The 15234-nt window shown below is 54.7% G+C and carries 17 protein-coding genes; 6 read left to right on the top strand and 11 right to left on the bottom strand.

What is annotated here, in order from left to right; all coding sequences use genetic code 11:
* Positions 1–487 precede the first annotated feature (487 nt).
* The 3 genes from V6940_RS13985 (at position 488) to mtgA (ending at position 4881) form a co-directional block, all read left to right on the top strand.
* Positions 488–1411, top strand: a complete 924-nt coding sequence (locus V6940_RS13985; RefSeq protein ID WP_333496266.1) for a TIGR01212 family radical SAM protein — start codon at positions 488–490, stop codon at positions 1409–1411.
* Positions 1412–1596: 185 nt separating this feature from the next.
* Positions 1597–3936, top strand: a complete 2340-nt coding sequence (arcB, locus tag V6940_RS13980; protein WP_333496265.1) for an aerobic respiration two-component sensor histidine kinase ArcB — start codon at positions 1597–1599, stop codon at positions 3934–3936.
* Positions 3937–4161: 225 nt separating this feature from the next.
* A complete protein-coding gene (gene mtgA, locus V6940_RS13975) occupies positions 4162–4881 on the top strand; it encodes a monofunctional biosynthetic peptidoglycan transglycosylase (RefSeq protein ID WP_333496305.1) in 720 nt (239 codons plus the stop codon).
* 110 nt (positions 4882–4991) lie between these two features.
* On the opposite strand, the gene npr is transcribed toward mtgA, so the two are convergent.
* The 11 genes from npr to V6940_RS13920 are packed head-to-tail and all read right to left on the bottom strand — an operon-like array spanning position 4992 to position 12866.
* Positions 4992–5264: a PTS phosphocarrier protein NPr gene (gene npr / locus V6940_RS13970; protein WP_185667791.1), complete on the bottom strand. Its 273-nt coding sequence runs from the start codon at positions 5262–5264 to the stop codon at positions 4992–4994.
* Entirely contained in the window at positions 5261–6115 is an 855-nt protein-coding gene (gene rapZ / locus V6940_RS13965) for an RNase adapter RapZ (RefSeq protein WP_035891172.1), read from the bottom strand. The genes npr and rapZ overlap by 4 nt, the downstream gene beginning before the upstream one ends.
* A gap of 33 nt (positions 6116–6148) precedes the next feature.
* On the bottom strand, positions 6149–6637 hold the full coding sequence (ptsN, locus tag V6940_RS13960; protein WP_035891171.1) for a PTS IIA-like nitrogen regulatory protein PtsN: 489 nt from the start codon (positions 6635–6637) through the stop codon (positions 6149–6151).
* A gap of 55 nt (positions 6638–6692) precedes the next feature.
* Positions 6693–6980: a ribosome hibernation promoting factor gene (gene hpf / locus V6940_RS13955; RefSeq protein ID WP_185667793.1), complete on the bottom strand. Its 288-nt coding sequence runs from the start codon at positions 6978–6980 to the stop codon at positions 6693–6695.
* A gap of 22 nt (positions 6981–7002) precedes the next feature.
* Entirely contained in the window at positions 7003–8436 is a 1434-nt protein-coding gene (rpoN, locus tag V6940_RS13950; protein WP_333496264.1) for an RNA polymerase factor sigma-54, read from the bottom strand.
* A gap of 45 nt (positions 8437–8481) precedes the next feature.
* The gene (gene lptB / locus V6940_RS13945; protein ID WP_035891167.1) at positions 8482–9207 is read right to left on the bottom strand and encodes an LPS export ABC transporter ATP-binding protein; all 726 of its coding nucleotides are present in this window, start codon (positions 9205–9207) and stop codon (positions 8482–8484) included.
* Between the two features lie 6 nt (positions 9208–9213).
* Positions 9214–9768, bottom strand: coding sequence for a lipopolysaccharide ABC transporter substrate-binding protein LptA (gene lptA, locus V6940_RS13940; protein ID WP_035891165.1), 555 nt, complete (start codon positions 9766–9768; stop codon positions 9214–9216).
* A complete protein-coding gene (lptC, locus tag V6940_RS13935; RefSeq protein ID WP_333496263.1) occupies positions 9737–10312 on the bottom strand; it encodes an LPS export ABC transporter periplasmic protein LptC in 576 nt (191 codons plus the stop codon). The genes lptA and lptC overlap by 32 nt, the downstream gene beginning before the upstream one ends.
* Positions 10309–10875: a 3-deoxy-manno-octulosonate-8-phosphatase KdsC gene (gene kdsC, locus V6940_RS13930; protein WP_333496262.1), complete on the bottom strand. Its 567-nt coding sequence runs from the start codon at positions 10873–10875 to the stop codon at positions 10309–10311. The genes lptC and kdsC overlap by 4 nt, the downstream gene beginning before the upstream one ends.
* A 15-nt stretch (positions 10876–10890) precedes the next feature.
* Positions 10891–11877 (bottom strand): arabinose-5-phosphate isomerase KdsD, encoded by a 987-nt coding sequence (kdsD, locus tag V6940_RS13925; protein ID WP_333496261.1) that lies wholly within the window; start codon positions 11875–11877, stop codon positions 10891–10893.
* 14 nt (positions 11878–11891) lie between these two features.
* Positions 11892–12866, bottom strand: coding sequence for a calcium/sodium antiporter (locus V6940_RS13920; RefSeq protein WP_333496260.1), 975 nt, complete (start codon positions 12864–12866; stop codon positions 11892–11894).
* A 188-nt stretch (positions 12867–13054) separates the two neighbouring features.
* Here V6940_RS13920 and mlaF point away from each other — a divergent pair, with 188 nt between their 5' ends.
* The 3 genes from mlaF to mlaD are packed head-to-tail and all read left to right on the top strand — an operon-like array spanning position 13055 to position 15216.
* On the top strand, positions 13055–13867 hold the full coding sequence (mlaF, locus tag V6940_RS13915) for a phospholipid ABC transporter ATP-binding protein MlaF (RefSeq protein WP_185667799.1): 813 nt from the start codon (positions 13055–13057) through the stop codon (positions 13865–13867).
* A gap of 7 nt (positions 13868–13874) precedes the next feature.
* The gene (gene mlaE / locus V6940_RS13910) at positions 13875–14657 is read left to right on the top strand and encodes a lipid asymmetry maintenance ABC transporter permease subunit MlaE (protein ID WP_185667800.1); all 783 of its coding nucleotides are present in this window, start codon (positions 13875–13877) and stop codon (positions 14655–14657) included.
* Positions 14658–14661: 4 nt separating this feature from the next.
* Positions 14662–15216 (top strand): outer membrane lipid asymmetry maintenance protein MlaD, encoded by a 555-nt coding sequence (mlaD, locus tag V6940_RS13905; RefSeq protein ID WP_185667801.1) that lies wholly within the window; start codon positions 14662–14664, stop codon positions 15214–15216.
* Positions 15217–15234 lie beyond the last annotated feature (18 nt).

Below are 15234 nucleotides of genomic sequence, written 5' to 3'. Positions count from 1 at the left end.
GACTGCTCATCCAGAAAGCTTCCAGCGGATTCCCAACTTATCGGGAATCGATACATAGGTCAAATGGCAATCTTATTTATACAGAAATGTGCTATGGAGTAATTAAAGTAATGATATATAAGAAAAATATGTCATTTTTGGCTGACGTTAAGCGTGCTGAATGGGATTAGCGAGTGTGATCTGTCTCACTATCTGAAAGCGCTGTTTTAATCGTCATGCACTGTTTATATCACGATAAGTAGCATTTAATGCTGGCATGGAGTGTGGGGGTATAGGATCACTCTGTTTTTCAACGACAGATAGATTATTGCAAATTAGCCGCTGAACATAAGTAAATATAATCTATATGGCCGTGAATGAAATTGCAGTTATTTTGATTGATTATGCAATGAGGTAAAGGGTCTACATGGCGATTGATCCAGGTCATCGCCGATCGAGACTAAAAGTGGCAGGCTTGGCCCCTTTCTTCAGGCCGGTCTATCAGATTATGCAGTTACAAAAATTAGTCAATATGTTTGGTGGGGATCTTACGCGTCGTTATGGCGAAAAGGTTCATAAACTGACGCTGCATGGTGGATTTAGCTGTCCAAACCGCGATGGCACCATCGGCCGCGGCGGCTGCACGTTCTGTAACGTGGCTTCGTTCGCCGATGAAGAGCAGCAGCATAAGTCGATTTCCGAGCAGTTGGCGCATCAGGCGAATCTGGTGAATCGCGCAAAACGCTACCTGGCTTACTTTCAGGCCTATACCAGCACCTTTGCCGAAGTACAGGTGCTGCGTTCGATGTACCAGCAGGCCATCAGCCAGGCAAATATCGTCGGGCTGTGCGTCGGTACGCGCCCGGACTGCGTACCGGAGGCGGTGCTTGACCTGTTGAGTGAATATCACGAGCAGGGTTATGAAGTGTGGCTGGAGCTCGGCCTGCAAACGGCACACGATAAAACGCTGCACCGTATTAACCGCGGCCATGATTTTGCCTGCTATCAGAATACCACCCGTCTGGCGCGCGAACGCGGCCTGAAGGTGTGCAGCCACCTCATTGTCGGTCTGCCGGGCGAAGGGCAGCGCGAATGTCTGGAGACGCTTCAGCAGGTCGTCGAGACGGGCGTTGATGGCATTAAGCTGCATCCGCTACATATTGTCACCGGCAGCATCATGGCGAAAGCCTGGGAAGCCGGGCGTCTGAACGGTATTGAGCTGGATGACTATACGGTCACCGCAGGCGAGATGATTCGCCATACGCCGCCGGAGGTGATTTATCACCGCATTTCCGCCAGCGCACGTCGCCCGACGCTGCTGGCCCCGCTATGGTGTGAGAACCGCTGGACCGGGATGGTGGAACTGGATAAATACCTGAACGAGCACGGCGTACAGGGCTCGGCGTTGGGCCAGCCGTGGGTGCAGCCATAGCGCCATCTGGCACTTTTGCGCGCATTGCCGGATGGCGGCGCGCAATGTAGCCCGGCCAGGCGAGGCGCCGCCGGGAATGGCTCCGTGGCCCAATTAGCAGATAATCCCCGCATTTTTCGCACAACCTACCGCGCTACGCTCAGAATTGGGTATGATTGAACGACGTTGTCGTGAAGGAATCCCTTATGAAGCAAATCCGTATGCTGGCGCAGTATTACGTCGACCTGATGATGAAGCTGGGTCTGGTACGTTTCTCATTACTGTTGGCGCTGGCGCTGGTGGTACTGGCCATTGTGGTACAGATGGCGGTGACCATGGTGCTGCACGGCCAGGTTGAAAGCATTGATGTTATTCGTTCTATCTTCTTCGGTTTGTTGATTACCCCCTGGGCGGTCTACTTCCTGTCGGTGGTGGTGGAACAGCTGGAAGAGTCACGACAGCGTCTCTCCCGACTGGTGGAGAAGCTTGAAGAAATGCGCGAACGCGACCTCAAGCTTAACGTCCAGCTCAAGGACAATATTTCCCAGCTGAATCAGGAAATTAGCGACCGTGAAAAGGCCGAAGCTGAACGCCTTGCGACGCTCGAACAGCTGCGCGTTGAGGTACAGGAACGTGAAGAGACGCAGATCCGCCTCGAACAGCAATCCTCTTTCCTGCGCTCATTCCTGGATGCATCTCCTGATTTAGTCTTCTATCGTAATGAAGATAAAGAGTTTTCCGGCTGTAACCGAGCGATGGAGTTGTTGACTGGCAAAAGCGAAAAACAGCTGATTCACCTGCACCCGGAAGAGGTCTATACCCCGGAAGCGGCGGCGAAGGTTATTGAAACCGATGAGAAAGTATTCCGTCATAACGTTTCACTGACCTACGAACAGTGGCTCGATTACCCTGATGGGCGTAAAGCCTGCTTTGAGATTCGTAAAGTGCCGTACTACGACCGCGTCGGTAAACGTCATGGCCTGATGGGCTTTGGTCGCGATATTACCGAGCGTAAGCGCTATCAGGACGCGCTTGAGCGCGCCAGCCGCGACAAAACCACCTTTATCTCCACCATCAGCCACGAGCTGCGTACGCCGCTAAATGGCATCGTCGGCTTAAGCCGTATCCTGCTTGACACCAACCTGACTACCGAGCAGGAAAAATACCTGAAAACCATTCATGTCTCGGCCGTTACGCTGGGCAATATCTTCAACGATATTATCGACATGGACAAAATGGAACGCCGGAAAGTTCAGTTGGATAATCAACCGGTCGATTTCACCGGTTTCCTGGCTGATCTGGAAAACCTCTCCGGTCTGCAGGCTCAGCAAAAAGGGCTACGCTTCGTGATGGAGCCAACGCTGCCGCTGCCGCATAAGGTGATTACCGACGGTACCCGACTGCGCCAGATTCTGTGGAACCTTATCAGCAACGCCGTGAAGTTTACCCAGCAGGGGAGCGTGACGGTGCGCGTGCGCTATGACGCAGGCGATATGCTCCACTTTGAAGTTGAAGACTCCGGTATCGGGATCCCGCAGGAAGAGCAGGATAAAATCTTCGCCATGTATTATCAGGTGAAAGACAGCCAGGGGGGCAAACCAGCTACCGGCACCGGTATCGGTCTGGCGGTCTCCCGCCGTCTGGCGAAAAGCATGGGCGGCGATATTGAAGTCTCAAGCCTGGCGGGGCATGGCGCCACCTTCACCCTGACGGTACATGCACCGGCGGTGGCGGAAGAGGTTGAAGACGCGTTTGAGGGCGATGAAATGCCGCTGCCGGCGCTGCATGTCCTGCTGGTGGAAGACATTGAGCTGAACGTCATTGTTGCCCGCTCGGTACTTGAGAAGTTGGGTAACAGCGTCGACGTGGCGATGACCGGTAAAGATGCGCTGGAAATGTTTACCCCCGGTGAATATGACCTGGTGCTGCTGGATATCCAGCTGCCGGATATGACCGGGCTGGATATTTCCCGCGAGCTGACGCGCAAATACCACGCCGACGATCTGCCGCCGCTGGTCGCGCTGACGGCAAACGTGCTGAAAGATAAGAAAGAGTATCTGGAAGCCGGGATGGACGATGTGCTGAGTAAACCGCTCTCGGTACCGGCCCTGACGGCGATGATCAAGAAGTTCTGGGACACCGTTGAAGACGAAGAGGAGAGTGCCGTGACGCCTGTAGAAAGCAGTAAATCGCAGCAGCTACTGGATATTCCAATGCTGGAGCAGTACATCGATCTGGTCGGGCCGAAGCTGATCACCGACGGTCTGGCGGTCTTCGAGAAGATGATGCCGGGCTATCTGGCGGTGCTGGAGTCGAACCTGACCGCGCGTGACCAGAAAGGCATCGTCGAGGAAGGTCATAAGATTAAAGGTGCAGCTGGCTCCGTCGGTCTGCGCCACCTGCAGCAACTGGGGCAGCAGATCCAGTCACCGGATTTACCTGCCTGGTGGGATAACGTGGGTGAATGGGTTGAAGAGATGAAGTCTGAGTGGCAGCAGGACGTCGCGGTGCTGAAAGCGTGGGTAGCGAACGCCGGTAAAAAATGACCCCGGCTTGACCGGGGTGCGCGAATACTGCGCCAACACCAGGGAACTGGTGGCTGCGTCAGCTGATTAGCTCTATTTTTTGTTTTTGACACAACCTAAAATACGATTGCACGCTCAATAAGATAGCAAAACTTAAAATGTTTGTTACGTGAATCAGTAAAATGTGTGAAGCATAACGACTTAATCAGAAATATTAATCGGCGTCAGAGAGTTAGCGTGAAGAAGATGGCTTTGAGAAAGGTAGCGGGGCTAAAACAACTGTTCTGGCGACTACTGCTGCTGCTGGCGCTTTTCTGGGGCGGCGGCATTGCCGCGTTCAGTTTTCTGCCGGTTCCATTCTCTGCAGTGATGATTGAGCGTCAAATTGGCGCCTGGATGACGGGCGACTTTGGCTACGTGGCGCACTCTGATTGGGTTAGCATGGATGCTATCTCGCCGTATATGGGGCTGGCGGTGATCGCCGCTGAGGATCAGAAATTCCCGGATCATTGGGGTTTTGACGTCTCGGCGATTGAGAAAGCGCTGGCGCATAACGAGCGTAATGAAAACCGGATTCGCGGCGCCTCTACGCTGTCGCAGCAGACGGCGAAGAACCTGTTCCTGTGGGATGGGCGCAGCTGGGTACGTAAAGGGCTGGAAGCCGGTCTGACGCTGGGCATGGAGACGGTCTGGAGTAAGAAGCGTATTCTGACCGTCTATCTGAATATTGCCGAATTCGGCGACGGTATTTTTGGCGTGGAAGCCGCGTCTCAGCGCTATTTCCATAAGCCTGCGAGCAAGCTGACGATGGCGGAAGCCGCGCTGTTGGCCGCGGTGCTGCCTAACCCGATTCGTTTTAAAGCTAATGCGCCGTCAGGGTATGTGCGCAGCCGTCAGGCGTGGATTTTACGTCAGATGCGCCAATTGGGCGGGGAAGGGTTTATGCGGGAGAATAAGCTGTATTAACCGCAGGCTGCGGTGAATGTTGTAGGCCTGAGAAGCGTAGCGCCATCAGGCATTGTACGGCACCGCGATATTGCCGGATGGCGGCGTAAACGCTTATCCGGCCTACGGGACTAGTCTTCATCGAACCCGGCGTTAAACAGCGCAATCACCGCGGCCAGCGCCTCTTCTTCCTGCGGCCCGGTGGCCTCGACCTCAATCTGACGGCCTTTGGCCGAGTCGAGCATCAGCAGCGCAATCACGCTATTCGCCTCCGCTTCGGTACCTTCATCGTTACGCAGCAGAACCTCTGCGTCGAAATTTTGCATTAGCTCAAACAGCTTCATCGCCGGGCGGGCGTGCATGCCCAGCTTGTTGGTTATCTCAACGGTCTGCTTTACGGTCATGATTTGCGTTTTTCCAGCGTCCGATGACGAGACTGCACGTTCTTGCCGCGCGAGCGGAAGTAGTCAGCCAGCTGTTCGGCAACGTAGACCGAACGGTGTTTACCGCCGGTACAACCAATCGCCACGGTCAGATAGCTACGGTTATTGGTTTCCAGCATAGGTAACCATAGCTCAAGATAGCTGCGCGTTTGATAGATAAAGTTGTGAACTTCCGTGTGCCTGTCGAGGAACGCGGCCACCGGTTTGTCCAGGCCGGTCATCGGACGCAGCTTAGGATCCCAGTGCGGGTTCGGCAGGAAACGGACGTCGAAGACGTAGTCGGCATCAATCGGAATACCGTGCTTGAAGCCGAAAGATTCGAACACCATCGTCAGCTCGCGCTCGCGTTTGCCCAGCAGGCGAGTACGCAGCATCTCAGCCAGTTCGTGAACCGACATCTCGGAGGTATCGACGATCAGGTCAGCACGGGAGCGCAGCGGTTCCAGCAGGTTGCTCTCTTCATCAATGGCGCTTTCCAGCGACAGATTCTTACTGGAGAGAGGGTGCAGGCGGCGAGTGTCGCTGTAGCGGCGAATCAGGGTGTTGCGATCGGCATCAAGGAACAGCAGCTGCGGAGAGAAGTTATCCGGCAGGTTTTCCATGGCCCGCTCAAAGATTTCTGGTGATTCGGGCATGTTACGCACGTCGATGCTGACGGCGGCCGATATTTCCCGGTCAGCGAGCGTTTTTGCCAGTTCTGGCAGCAGCACGACCGGCAGGTTATCGACGCAGTAGAAGCCCATGTCTTCCAGCGCGCGTAAGGCGACCGATTTTCCCGAGCCAGAGCGGCCGCTGACGATCATCAGTACCATGTACCGTTTCTCCTCAGTACGATGTGATGTCCATTATGCATCATCGTGAGTTTCCGTATCGGTGATGATTTGATACAGCTCTTCATCGCTCTGCGCGGCGCGCAGACGACGGCAAATAGTTTTATCCGCCAGACGTTTTGCCACCAGGGACAGCGTGTGCAGGTGGGTTTTGGTCTGGTCTGCCGGCACCAGGAGCGCAAAGAGTAAATCGACGGGCTGATTGTCGATAGCATCAAAGGCGATCGGGGTTTCCAGCTGCACAAACACGCCAACTGCGCGCAGCGTATCCTCTTCCAGCTTGCCGTGAGGAATAGCGATACCGTTACCAATACCGGTACTGCCCATCTTCTCGCGGGTCAAAATCGCCTCAAAGACGACTTGCGGAGGCAGGCTCAGCTGTTTTGCCGCCAGCTCGCTGATGATTTCCAGCGCGCGTTTCTTACTCTGACAGTGCACAGCACTGCGGGTACATTCCTGGTTAAGGACATTGCTCAGTTGAAGAGCCGAATCGTTATTTGTCATAATTTCACCTAAGCATCGCCCGGTATGCGGGCATATCGGGCGACTGCTCGGACAATCAATGTTGTTTTAGTTTGTCTTTATGCTTGTTTAACTGTCTCGCCAGTTTGTCGATCAAACCGTCGATGGCGGCGTACATATCCTTGCCTTCCGCGCTAGCATGAAGTTCGCCCCCGTTAACATGCAACGTTGCATCCGAGATGTGCGTCAATTTCTCCACCTTCAACACAATGTAGACCTGATTGATCCTCTCGAAATACTGTTCGAGCTTAACGAATTTCGTATTCACAAATTCGCGCATCGCATCGGTAATTTCGACGTTGTGTCCAGTGATGTTGAGTTGCATAGTGTCTTCCTTATCAGTTGTGTCAAACCAGTTGTTTACGCTGGTTAGACGGCGGAATGGATAAAGACTCTCGGTACTTTGCAACGGTACGCCGTGCCACCATGATACCCTGTTCAGAGAGCATGGTGGTCAGTTTACTGTCGCTCAGTGGTTTTGCGGGGTTCTCCGCGGCAATTAATTTCTTAACCAGCGCGCGAATCGCCGTGGAAGAGGCTTCGCCGCCGCCCTCGGTACTCACGTGACTGGAGAAGAAATACTTAAGCTCGAAAATGCCTCGTGGGCTATGCAAATACTTTTGCGTGGTAACACGCGAAATTGTGGACTCGTGCATCTCGACGGTCTGGGCGATATCCGCCAGCACCATCGGTTTCATATACTCTTCGCCGAGATCGAAAAAGGCCTGCTGCTGTTCAACGATGCAGCGGCTTACCCGCAGCAGCGTGTCGTTACGGCTCTCAAGGCTCTTAATCAGCCATTTTGCGTCCTGCAGATTGCTACGGATAAACTGGCTGTCGGCATCGTTACGGGCGTTGTTGCACATTCCCGCGTAGTGTTGGTTGATCTGCAGACGCGGAATGCTGTCGGCGTTCAGCTCAACGACCCAGCGATCGTTCACCTTGCGCACCAGTACGTCTGGGATCACATACTCCGGTTCACCGGTCTGGATCGACTGGCCCGGGCGCGGATCCAGCGACTGGATCAGATCCACCGCCTCTTTCAACACGTCCTCTTTCAATCGCGTGACGCGCATCAGCGAACGGAAATCGTGGTTGGCGAGCAGATCGAGATGATCGCTGATAATCAGACGGGCTTCAGCGATACGCGGCGTAGTGGGGGAGAACTGGGAAAGTTGGATCAGCAGGCAATCGCGAAGATCTTTGGCGGCGACGCCGACCGGATCGAAGCGTTGGATCCGCTTGAGCACGGCTTCCACTTCATCGAGGCCAACCTCTTCGTCGCCAATCCCTTCCAGAATATCTTCCACCGTGACGGTGAGATAGCCGGTATCATCCACCGCGTCGACGATCGAGGTGGCAATCGCCCGGTCGGTATCGGTAAACGGTGTCAGCTCAACCTGCCACATCAGATAATCCTGAAGCGACTGGGTGGTTTCACCCTGATAAACCGGTAATTCATCGTCCTGATAATCAGCACCGGTCCCGGAAGGGGTTCCGGCGGTATAGATTTCGTCCCAACTGGCGTCGAGCGGCAGCTCTTCGGGCATATCGGGCTTTTCCAGCGCATCGACGCTGTCCAGCGTTTCGTTATCGACGGTTTCCTGAGTCTCTACTTCTTCGTGAAGATCGGTTTGCTCAAGCAGGGGGTTGCTCTCCAGCGCCTGCTGGAGTTCCTGCTGAAGTTCCAGCGTAGACAGTTGCAGCAGACGGATTGCCTGCTGCAGCTGTGGCGTCATGGCAAGCTGTTGGCTGAGCCTTAATTGCAAACCTTGCTTCATGTTCAGAACGAATATCTCCCGCTAACGTCGTAAACCACTACCCTATCAGAGTCTGAAGTCTTCCCCAAGATACACGCGTTTAACATGTTCGTCTTGTAGGATCTCCTGAGGGGTACCGTGGGCAATCAGGTGCCCCTGGCTGACGATATAGGCGCGTTCACACACGGCCAGCGTTTCACGTACGTTGTGGTCGGTGATCAGCACGCCAAGGCCGCTATCGCGGAGGTGTTCAATGATGCGTTTGATATCGATAACCGAGATCGGGTCAACGCCGGCAAACGGTTCATCCAGCAGGATAAATTTCGGGTTTGCCGCCAGCGCACGGGCAATTTCAACGCGGCGACGTTCACCGCCGGAAAGCGCCTGGCCAAGGCTGTCGCGCAGATGCTCGATGTGGAACTCTTCCATCAGCTCTTTGGCGCGGTCTTCACGCTGTTCATTGCTCAGATCGTCACGGATCTGCAGCACCGCCATCAGGTTGTCGTAGACGCTCAGACGACGGAAAATGGAGGCTTCCTGCGGCAGATAGCCGATACCGCGGCGCGCGCGGGCGTGCAGCGGCAGCAGGCTGATGTCTTCATCATCGATGATGATATTGCCGGCATCACGCGGAACGATCCCGACCACCATGTAGAAGGTGGTGGTTTTGCCCGCGCCGTTTGGCCCAAGCAGACCCACAATCTCACCGGAATTCACGGTCAGACTGACATCTTCCACCACGCGGCGGCCTTTGTAGGCCTTCGCCAGATTTTTTGCAGTTAATGTCGCCATAACGAATTAGTTACTCTTCTTCTGTGCCGGGGCCTGGTCTTTGGACTTGTCCTGCAGCTGCGATGGAACCAGCACGGTGGTTACGCGTTTACCTTTGTCGCTAAACGCCTGCATTTTCTGCTCTTTGACCAGATAAGTGATCTTGTCGCCTTTGATGTTGCTATCCAGCTGTTCAAGGTAAGCGTTGCCGGTCAGCACCACGAAGTCGTTTGCCAGCTCATAATGCATTTTCGAGGCGCGGCCTTTTACCGGCTTGCCGTTGTCCTGCATCTGGTAGAAGGTTGCCGGGTTACCGTAACCGTCGATGACTTCTTTGCCTTTCTGGTCCGCCGGGCGGGTCACGACGACCTTATCGGCGTTGATTTTGATACTGCCCTGGGTCACCACGACGTTACCGGTGAAGGTCACGATGTTGCCTTGCATATCCAGCGACTGCTGATCGGATTCGATATGAATCGGCTGATTGGTATCGCCGGTAAGCGCCATTGCCGGCAGGCTGGCGGCCAGCAAGGAACCGGCAAGTGCCAGCTTAAGGCTGAGTTTGTTTGTTCTGAATTTCATAAGAGGTTCTAACCTTTTCAATCAGCTCGGCGTTTTTGCTGCGTAAATTGCCGCGCATTTTCAGGCCGCTGGAATTAAATGTTGTTCCGTATAACGTTACCAGATCGTCAGAGGAAACGTCCTGAGTCGTCAGGTTCACCTGGGCATTATCCGTCGTAATCTTACGCAGTTGTGCGTCTTCTGTCAGCGCGTTGATTTCAACGTGCCCATAGAGATACAGCATGCGGTCATTAGTGAGTTTGGCTTTATCTGCTTTGATCGACCAGGTCGGCACCTTGTTGGCGTCATAGGTTGTCAAAAACGGGTGGGTAAACCATGACAACGCCTGATCGGAAAAATACTCCACGTGCTCGGCGATTAACCGGTAGCTGAGCGCGCCCTCGGGGCTGTACACCACGGTATCGGTATGTTCACTTTGGTAGGTTGGATCGTTTGCGTTAATGACGGCCTGGCTCGTGTCGTCTTTATCGGCCAGGTTCAGGCCGATCAGGACAAGCGCAACCAGCGATAGCACAATGATAACCCAACGTCTGGTTTTACTCATATCGATTGCCCTTTGGCTTCTTCCAGCTTCCCTTGCGCCATTAGCAGCAGGTCGCAGACTTCACGAACCGCACCACGACCGCCCGCAATACGTGTTACGTAATCGGCTTTCGGCAGCAGCAGAGGATGTGCATCTGCGACGGCGACGCTAAGGCCAATTTCTGCCATCACTGGCCAGTCGATCAGGTCATCGCCAACGTAGGCAACTTCATCCGGTTGGAGATTCAGTTTTGCTATCAGCTCGCGGTAGGCGATCAGTTTATCCGACTGCCCCTGGTAAAGATGGGTGATGCCAAGCGTGGCGCAGCGGTCTTCTAACAGTTTAGCCTTTCGCCCGGTAATAATCGCCACGTCGATATCAGAGGTGAGGGCGCAACGCACGCCGTAGCCGTCGCGGACGTTAAAAGCTTTCAGCTCTTCGCCGCTATTGCCCATATAGATAAGCCCGTCAGAAAGCACCCCGTCAACGTCGAGGATCAGCAGGCGGATTTTTTCCGCCTTTGCCATAAATTGTGGACTCACCGGGCCATAACAGGTGGCGACCGATGCGACAGCATTACTCATTCTTTATATCCTTGATTACACTACGCCTGCGCGCAGTAGGTCGTGCATATGTATCACACCTAGCAGATGGTCGCCATCGGCAACCAGCACGCAGGTGATATGACGGGATTGCATCAGGTTCAGCGCATCGACGGCCAGCATGCCTGGACGAATGCGAATACCTCCCGGGGTCATCACGTCAGCGATGCCGAGACTGCGCACATCGGCGCCGGTATCGAAAATGCGTCGCAGGTCACCGTCGGTGAAAATACCTTTGATCTGCATATTGTCATCGCAGATGGCAGTCATGCCCAGATTTTTACGGGTGATCTCCAGCAGCGCATCGCGCAGCGACGCGTCAACGCTAACGTGCGGAATCTCATCGCCGGTATGCATAATATCGTTAACGCGCAGCAGAAGCTTACGACCCAGTGCGCCGCCGGGGTGCGACAGGGCAAAATCTTCAGCGGTAAAGCCGCGTGCTTTCAGTAACGCTACCGCCAGCGCATCGCCCATCACCAGTGCTGCCGTGGTGCTGGAGGTTGGGGCCAGCCCGAGCGGACAGGCTTCTCGCGGAACCTTGACGCATAAATGAATATCCGCCGCGCGGCCCATGCTGCTGTCTGGACGACTGGTCATGCAGATAAGCGGCACGCGAAGACGTTTTAATACTGGAATTAGCGCCAGAATTTCATTGGACTCGCCGGAGTTGGATAAGGCGATAACGACGTCCTGCGGCGTGACCATGCCTAAATCGCCGTGCGCCGCTTCGCCTGGGTGAACGAAGAAGGCGGAGGTACCGGTGCTGGCGAAGGTGGCTGCCATCTTGCGGCCAATGTGCCCGGACTTGCCCATCCCCATGACCACCACTTTGCCGGTGCAGTAGAAGATCTTCTCGCAGGCGGCGCTGAAATCCTGGTTAATGTATTGATCTAGCTGTTCCAGCCCTTCCCGTTCAATCGCCAGAACGTCTCTTCCTGCCTGCTGGAAGTTGAAATCTGACGGCAAATCTATTTGCGACATAGTGTTATCCCAGTTCATTCGATGAAAAGCGGCGTGCCCCAGTAGAGCAGCGCCAGCCATACCACAAACCCGCCGATCAACAACACGCCCGCGACGCGGCCTACCTGACGGCGGCGCCAGCACAGCAGGGCGAAGACCACGCTGACCAGCATCATCACGCCGTAGTCCCGGGTATACGCGAGAGGGTTAAATGCCCCTGGCGCGATAAGGGCGGGGAGCCCCAGCACGATAGCAATATTAAAGAAATTCGAGCCGATGATATTGCCGACCGCAATATCGTTTTCACCTTTACGTACGCCAGCAATGGCGGTCGCCAGCTCCGGCAGGCTGGTACCCAGCGCGATAATCGTCAGGCCAATGGTCAGTTCGCTCATTGCGAAGTAATTGGCCAGCACGGTGGCATTATCAATCACCATCTGGGTTGCCATTGGCATGATAATCAGCGCCACGCCGAGCCAGAGGCAGGCTACGGGCAGCGACCCATCACGCGGCAGTTCGGCCAACTGCTCCTGGGTAAATTTGTCGTTACCCTCGCGCTCGGCGAGACGGGCTATTTTAATGATAAACAACAGCCAGAGCCCGGCCAGAATAAATAAAAAGACGCCGTCAAACCATGACAGTTCGCCATCATACAACACATAGCCTGCTACCAGGCTCACTACCAACATTAGCGGTAATTCGCGCCGCAGAATATCAGAATGCACGGTAAATGGGTGGAACAGGGCGGTCAGCCCGAGGATCAGCAAAATGTTGACGATGTTGGAGCCGACGGCGGTGCCGATGGCCAGATCGACCTGTCCGTGCAGCGAGGCGGCGGCAGAGACGATGATTTCCGGCAGTGAGGTGCCGATGCTGACAACGGTTATACCTATAATCAGAGGAGGAACACCTAAAGCACGGCACAGAATCGAGGCGGAGTACACAAGGCGGTCGGCGCTGTAGACCACCAGAAGTAAACCAATTATTAACAGAGCCGTAGCTAAAAGCATCTAAAGTCCTTTATTCGGGTATAATCGTCGGTCCGCACGTCTGGACGTAACGAATTCCTAATTTTGACTTTATGCGCTGGAAAAGTAAAACAAATGCCAGATTTCGTTAACCAGAGCGGTTAGGATTCTGTAAGAATGCGGGGGCAAGCAGGAGTTTGCTCTACTTAAGGACCTGGAAAGGTAAGCCTATGAGCCAAAATATCGAGAATCTGGTCGAGGTGCGAGACGTCACGTTTTCACGTGGCAGTCGGGTCATTTTCGACAATATCTCGCTCTCGGTGCCGCGCGGAAAAATCACCGCGATTATGGGCCCGTCGGGGATTGGCAAGACCACGCTGCTGCGCCTGATTGGCGGGCAGATCCCCCCAGATAGCGGAGAGATCCTCTTTGATGGTGAGAACGTGCCGAAGATGTCGCGCTCCCGCCTCTATACCGTACGTAAGCGTATGAGCATGCTGTTTCAGTCCGGTGCGCTGTTTACCGACATGAACGTGTTCGACAATGTGGCGTATCCGATTCGCGAGCATACCCGTCTACCGGCGCCGCTGCTGAAAAGCACGGTGATGATGAAGCTGGAGGCCGTTGGTCTGCGCGGTGCTGCAAAGCTGATGCCATCGGAATTGTCCGGCGGTATGGCCCGTCGTGCTGCGTTGGCGCGCGCCATTGCGCTGGAACCCGATCTCATCATGTTCGACGAGCCTTTCGTCGGCCAGGACCCTATCACTATGGGCGTGCTGGTGAAGCTGATTTCTGAACTCAACAGTGCGCTGGGTGTCACCTGTATTGTGGTTTCTCACGATGTGCCGGAAGTGCTGAGCATTGCGGATTACGCTTATATCGTGGCGGACCAGAAAATTGTCGCGCACGGCAGCGCCTCTTCATTGCAGGAAAATAGCGATCCTCGAGTGCGTCAGTTCCTCGACGGTATTGCCGACGGCCCGGTGCCGTTCCGTTATCCTGCGGGCGACTATCGCCGCGATCTCATCGGCACAGGGAGCTAATCTACTCATGCTGTTAAATGCACTGGCAGCGCTTGGACACCGCGGGATTAAGACCGTCGCGACGTTCGGGCGCGCTGGGTTAATGTTATTCAATGCCGTTGTCGGCAAGCCGGAGTTCCGCAAACACGCGCCGCTGCTGGTTCGCCAACTGTATAACGTCGGCGTGCTCTCTCTGGTCATCATCATCGTGTCGGGCGTGTTTATCGGCATGGTGCTGGGGCTGCAGGGCTACCTGGTGCTGACCACCTACAGCGCTGAGACCAGTCTTGGCATGCTGGTGGCGCTATCGCTGTTGCGTGAACTGGGGCCGGTGGTTGCCGCGCTGCTGTTTGCCGGGCGTGCGGGTTCTGCGCTGACCGCGGAAATTGGCCTGATGCGCGCTACCGAACAGCTTTCCAGCATGGAGATGATGGCGGTGGATCCGCTGCGTCGCGTTATCTCCCCTCGCTTGTGGGCGGGCGTTATCTCCCTGCCTCTGCTGACTATTATCTTCGTGGCGGTCGGCATCTGGGGCGGTTCGCTGGTCGGCGTAAGCTGGAAAGGCATTGATGCCGGGTTCTTCTGGTCGGCAATGCAAAATGCGGTGGACTGGCGTCTGGATCTGGTGAACTGCCTGATCAAGAGCGTTGTTTTCGCCATTACGGTGACATGGATTGCGTTATTTAACGGTTACGATGCGATCCCCACTTCTGCCGGAATTAGCCGGGCGACGACGCGCACCGTGGTGCACTCCTCGCTGGCGGTTCTTGGGCTGGACTTTGTGCTGACGGCACTGATGTTTGGGAATTGAGTGAATGCAAACGAAAAAGAGTGAAATCTGGGTCGGTATTTTTTTGTTGGTTGCCCTGCTGGCGGCGCTGTTTATCTGCCTGAAGGCGGCGGACGTATCGTCAATGAAATCCGAACCAACCTACCGCATTTACGCCACCTTCGATAACATCGGCGGCCTGAAAAACCGTTCACCGGTGCGAATTGGCGGCGTAGTGATTGGTCGCGTTGCGGATATTGAACTGGATCCGAAAACCTACTTACCGCGCGTCGCTATCGACATTGAAGATCGCTATAACCATATCCCTGATACCAGTTCGCTGGCCATTCGTACTTCTGGCCTGCTTGGGGAACAGTATCTGGCGCTGAACGTCGGCTTTGAAGACCCTGAACTGGGAACGTCTATCCTTAAAGATGGCGGTATCATCCAGGACACGAAATCAGCGATGGTACTGGAAGACCTGATTGGCCAATTCCTTTACAACAGCAAAGGCAGCGACAATCAGAATTCAGGCGATGCGCAGGGTTCTGCAGATGGACATACTGGTACGGCGACGCCTGCGACTGGCGCGACGAATTAATCTCAGGAGATACTCGAC

This window comes from Kluyvera sp. CHPC 1.251, from assembly GCF_036759945.1.
Classification (GTDB): Bacteria; Pseudomonadota; Gammaproteobacteria; order Enterobacterales; family Enterobacteriaceae; genus Kluyvera; species Kluyvera sichuanensis.
This window is presented reverse-complemented; position numbering and strand designations above follow the sequence as displayed.

Bases quoted from the DNA above. Each gene is read 5' to 3' on its own strand.
- V6940_RS13985 (WP_333496266.1), top strand. From the start codon at position 488: ATGCAGTTACAAAAATTAGTCAATATGTTTGGTGGGGATCTTACGCGT.
- arcB (WP_333496265.1), top strand. From the start codon at position 1,597: ATGAAGCAAATCCGTATGCTGGCGCAGTATTACGTCGACCTGATGATG.
- mtgA (WP_333496305.1), top strand. From the start codon at position 4,162: ATGGCTTTGAGAAAGGTAGCGGGGCTAAAACAACTGTTCTGGCGACTA.
- npr (WP_185667791.1), bottom strand. From the start codon at position 5,264: ATGACCGTAAAGCAGACCGTTGAGATAACCAACAAGCTGGGCATGCAC.
- rapZ (WP_035891172.1), bottom strand. From the start codon at position 6,115: ATGGTACTGATGATCGTCAGCGGCCGCTCTGGCTCGGGAAAATCGGTC.
- ptsN (WP_035891171.1), bottom strand. From the start codon at position 6,637: ATGACAAATAACGATTCGGCTCTTCAACTGAGCAATGTCCTTAACCAG.
- hpf (WP_185667793.1), bottom strand. From the start codon at position 6,980: ATGCAACTCAACATCACTGGACACAACGTCGAAATTACCGATGCGATG.
- rpoN (WP_333496264.1), bottom strand. From the start codon at position 8,436: ATGAAGCAAGGTTTGCAATTAAGGCTCAGCCAACAGCTTGCCATGACG.
- lptB (WP_035891167.1), bottom strand. From the start codon at position 9,207: ATGGCGACATTAACTGCAAAAAATCTGGCGAAGGCCTACAAAGGCCGC.
- lptA (WP_035891165.1), bottom strand. From the start codon at position 9,768: ATGAAATTCAGAACAAACAAACTCAGCCTTAAGCTGGCACTTGCCGGT.
- lptC (WP_333496263.1), bottom strand. From the start codon at position 10,312: ATGAGTAAAACCAGACGTTGGGTTATCATTGTGCTATCGCTGGTTGCG.
- kdsC (WP_333496262.1), bottom strand. From the start codon at position 10,875: ATGAGTAATGCTGTCGCATCGGTCGCCACCTGTTATGGCCCGGTGAGT.
- kdsD (WP_333496261.1), bottom strand. From the start codon at position 11,877: ATGTCGCAAATAGATTTGCCGTCAGATTTCAACTTCCAGCAGGCAGGA.
- V6940_RS13920 (WP_333496260.1), bottom strand. From the start codon at position 12,866: ATGCTTTTAGCTACGGCTCTGTTAATAATTGGTTTACTTCTGGTGGTC.
- mlaF (WP_185667799.1), top strand. From the start codon at position 13,055: ATGAGCCAAAATATCGAGAATCTGGTCGAGGTGCGAGACGTCACGTTT.
- mlaE (WP_185667800.1), top strand. From the start codon at position 13,875: ATGCTGTTAAATGCACTGGCAGCGCTTGGACACCGCGGGATTAAGACC.
- mlaD (WP_185667801.1), top strand. From the start codon at position 14,662: ATGCAAACGAAAAAGAGTGAAATCTGGGTCGGTATTTTTTTGTTGGTT.